Origin of the sequence: Sinomonas sp. (assembly GCF_051955515.1) — a bacterium.
Taxonomy (GTDB): domain Bacteria; phylum Actinomycetota; class Actinomycetes; order Actinomycetales; family Micrococcaceae; genus Sinomonas.
The window spans coordinates 1-3,890 of record NZ_JBQCGQ010000053.1 but is presented as its reverse complement, the minus strand read 5'-3'; the positions used below and the strand labels follow the sequence as shown (position 1 = coordinate 3,890).

The following is a 3,890-nucleotide window of genomic DNA, read 5'->3' as shown; positions in this document are numbered from 1 at the left end:
GGGCGGCCAGGCGGTCGAGCTCTTCGGCGACGATGGCGTCGTGCCGGGCACCGTCGCCGTGCTCCAGCGCGTCGAACGCGCCCTGGCACAGCCGGGGGACGACCGTCACGGCCAGGCGCGCGTCGCGGGCGGCGGCCTCGAGCACTTCGGTGGTCGGGGAGGTGCAGATCCCATTGGCCGCGAGGCATGGGCGGTTCGCGGCAAGGTGATGCAGGAGCACGTCCTGGCCGCTGCCGTCGTCGACGATCCGGGGAAGCTCCGACGTCAGGCTCCGAGGGAACCCGAGAGCCAAGCCCTGGTCTCCGACGCCGCAGGCCTTCCGCGCCCGCGGCACTGGTGCCGGTCGAAGTGCTCCGCCGTCAGTAGCATTCGGCGAGAAGGCCCCCGTCTACGACAAGTGCCTCGCCTGTGACGAAGCATGCGTCCTCCGAGGCGAGGAAGAGCACCGCCCGGGCGACTTCGCGGGGCTGGGCGATCCGGCCCAGCGGGTATTCGCCTTCGGCCTGGGCGCGCAGCGCGGCCGGATCATCGGCCGCGGCGAAGTACGCCTCGACGAGGGGGGTCTGGATGTCGCCCGGGCAGACGGCGTTGCAGCGGATCTTCTCGCGCCCGTACTTCACAGCGGCCGATTTGGTCAGCGCGAGGACCCCTCCCTTTGCGGCGCCGTATGCCGCGAGCATGGGGTCGCCGGCCAGCGCGAGGACGGACGATACGTTGACGATCGCGCCGCCGCCCCCGCCCCGCATCACCCGGATCGCGTGCTTGCATCCGAAGAAGGGGCCTTTCAGGTTGACGGCGAGGACGCGGTCGAGCTGTTCCTCGGTCGTGTCTGCCAGCTCCTGCTCGACCTGGATCGCGGCGTTGTTGACCATCACGTCGAGCCGCCCGAATCTCCGCACCGCGTCGTCGACGAGGGCTTCGACCTCTGCTTCCTTGGAGACGTCGGTGTGGCGGTAGGCGCCGATGCCGGCCATCACCGCGGCCCCCGCGTCGTCGTTGACGTCGCAGCCGAGGACCTGCGCGCCCTCCGCGGCGAATTCGCGCGCCAAGGCGCTCCCGAGACCGGAGGCGACCCCGGTGACGATCACGCTGCGCCCCTCGAATGACATGGCCATGACTGCTTCCTCTCGTCGCGTAAACCAAGCAGAAGCATGGTGTCCGGGGCCGTCGCTGTCCATGCGCGGCGCATATGATCGGCCCGCTGCGGACCATACTCAGGGACAGGCCCCCGGTGGGCTCGCCCGGCTATCTGGGAGAGCGAGGGTTGGCTGAGCTCGTCTGCTCGCAGCGTGCAGGTTATTGAGCGCTCATGCAATGCTGGCGCTTCTTTCTATCTCTCGATACAGGGCCTTTCCCGCGGTGGGGGTGATATTTTGAAGCATGCTTGGTGTCCGGTTTCTGGGTGCGTCCGCCGGCGAGGCGCCGGCCGATCCGGGGCGGACTGCCCCGCTGGCCTCCCGGGCGGTCGGGAGGCCTCGCGCCCTGGTCATTGGCGTCAGCCATTCGAGGCCGTCGGCGGCGGCGGGGCTCCGGCCCCGTGGGGCGTCATGACGGCCCCCGCCCCTCCTCCGAGCACTGATCCCGGGGCTGCCGGTACGCCCAGGAGCACCCCCCCGCAGGGCGGCGTCACTGTCCGTGATCTGGTCGAGCTGCGGCACCTTCACGCGCGGACCCTGGCTGGGGAGAATGGGCTCGACCGCCGAGTGTCATGGGCGCACGTGAGCGACGCTTTCGACCCGTGGAACTGGCTGGACCCCGGCGACCTGGTCCTGACCTGCGGCTACATCGTCCCGGAGGAGCCGGCGGCGCAGGCGCGGTTCGTGGAGAAGATGGCCGCAGCCGGGCTGAGCGGCATCGTGGTCGGCGAGGACGAGCGCCGCCCGCACCTTTCCGATGAGATGCTGTCCACGGCCGACCGTCTGGGCTTCCCGGTCATCGACGGCGCGCACGGGGTCGGGTTCGCGCAGTACGTGCGTTTCGTCGCCGCCGCCAACGCCCGGGACGAGAACCGCTCGTTCGTCCAGATCGCCCGGGTGCACGGGGAGGTGATGGCGAGCCTTCGCGAGGAGCTCTCCGGGACCGAGTTCGTGGACCGCCTCAGCCGTGTGGTGGGGTGCACCCTGCACGTCCTCGACCCGGAGATGTGGGAGCCGCTGGTCCGCGGCGGCCGCACTCCCGGGCGGGAGTGGAAGGCCGCCTACGACGAGGAGCTCGGTCGCTCCTCCGGCCGCGCACCCTTCGTGATGAACCTGACCGTCGGCGATCGGACGGCTCTCACCATGCCGATCCCGAGCGAGCGCTCGGCATGCATCGTCGCCTTCCCGGACGGTGACTCTCGGCCCCAGCTTTCCGTCCTGCAGCAGATTGCCGCCGCGTGCGCACTGGAGATCGGCCGCGTCGATGCAGCAGTGGAGCGCGCCCGCCGGTCCGGCTCCGGGATGCTGAACGACGCACTGAGCGGCAGGCTCGAACCGGCGGTCATGGCCGCGCTCTTCCACGGGCGGCGCCTGCAGGGCGACCTCCGAGTCCTGGCCGTCGACGGCCGACCCGCCGCGATCGAAAGGCTCGCGCGCAGCTGGCTCATCGGGAGCACTCCGTTCCTCCTCAGCGAGATCGGCCAGACCAGTATCGCGGTGGTCCGGGACAGCGATGTTCCGCTGGCGGACCTCCAGGAGCGTACGACGCTGGAACGGTGGCGTGCCGGACTGAGCGACCCCTTCGAGGCCACCGGCAACCTCGGCGATGCCGTCCGCCAAGCACGCTGGGCGCTGGAGACGGTCAGCCCCGACGGCTCGGCACTCGCGCTCTACGGCGAGGGCAGCCCGTCCTTCCTGCCGCGGACGCTTGCCGAGTCCGAGCTGACCGCAGTCCACGTGCTGGGTCCGCTCATCGAGTACGACCGCGAGCAGGGCACCGAACTGGTGAAGACACTGCAGGTGTACCTGGAATGCGACCGCTCGCCGAGCCGGACCGCCGAGCTGCTGTTCATCCACACGCAGACCGTCAACTACCGCATCGCGCGAATCCAAGAGCTGACAGGCCGTTCAATGCGGTCCACGGGGGACGTCAGCGAGCTCTGGTTCGCGCTACGGGCGTTGGCGCTCTCCCAGACCGCCCAGTGAGGGCACAGGCCGCCTGTCCCTGAGTATGGTCCGAGGCCCACGGGTCATACACGGAGCGCATGGACAGAGGCGGGGAGGGACACCAAGCTTCTGTGCTGGGCGGACAGTGCCGCGCGCCATGGCGCCGCGAAGGGCAGGTTCTCCCGCCGACCGGTCGGCCGCGTGACGCGCGAGCATCGGCTGCAAGACAGTCTGCCCCGGCAACACCCAAACCGGGCCCAATCCGACCCAAGAATGGAGATCCAATGCGAAGGCTTGGCCTCATACACACCGTCTCCCAGCTCGCACCGACCTTTGCCGAGCTCGCACGCGAGCTTCTTCCCGGGGTCGAGGCGGCTGTCATCGCTGACGAGCTTCTCCTGAAGCGGACGGTCCGCGACGGCGGGGTCGACGACGTGACGCGCGAGCGGCTCCGCGGCCACGTCGCCATGCTCGCCGACTTCGGCGTCGAAGCCGTGCTCGTGACCTGCTCCTCGATCGGGGCCGTGGTGGACGAGATCGCCGGATCGGCGGACATCCCAGTCCTGCGGGTCGACCGCGCCATGGCAGATCTCGCCGTCACGCTCGGGTCCACCGTCGGCGTGCTCGCGACCCTGCCCACCACGCTCGTCCCGACCACCGAAGTGGTCGAGGCCGCCGCCCGCGACGCGCGCCTGGCCGTGACGGTCGTCCCCCGGCTGTGCCAGGGCGCGTTCGACGCGCTGGAGCACGGCGACGGTGCCCGGCACGACGCCATCGTCGCCGAAGAGCTCGACCGCCTGGCCGCCC

The 3,890-nt window shown here is 70.5% G+C and carries 3 protein-coding genes and 1 pseudogene; 2 read left to right on the top strand and 2 right to left on the bottom strand.

The features are described 5' to 3' along the window. Positions 1-292: pseudogene (locus ACTHL9_RS03160) on the bottom strand (hypothetical protein); the annotation flags it as partial. A 67-nt stretch (positions 293-359) separates the two neighbouring features. Beyond that, positions 360-1,115: an SDR family NAD(P)-dependent oxidoreductase gene (locus ACTHL9_RS03155; protein WP_440517259.1), complete on the bottom strand. Its 756-nt coding sequence runs from the start codon at positions 1,113-1,115 to the stop codon at positions 360-362. 432 nt (positions 1,116-1,547) lie between these two features. Here ACTHL9_RS03155 and ACTHL9_RS03150 point away from each other — a divergent pair, with 432 nt between their 5' ends. Both ACTHL9_RS03150 and ACTHL9_RS03145 read left to right on the top strand, forming a co-directional pair. Beyond that, positions 1,548-3,122 carry a PucR family transcriptional regulator gene (locus ACTHL9_RS03150; protein WP_440517258.1) on the top strand — a complete coding sequence of 525 codons (1,575 nt, stop codon included), beginning with the start codon at positions 1,548-1,550 and terminating at the stop codon, positions 3,120-3,122. A gap of 245 nt (positions 3,123-3,367) precedes the next feature. Next, the coding region (locus ACTHL9_RS03145; RefSeq protein ID WP_440517257.1) for an aspartate/glutamate racemase family protein at positions 3,368-3,890 on the top strand (523 nt) is incomplete at its 3' end.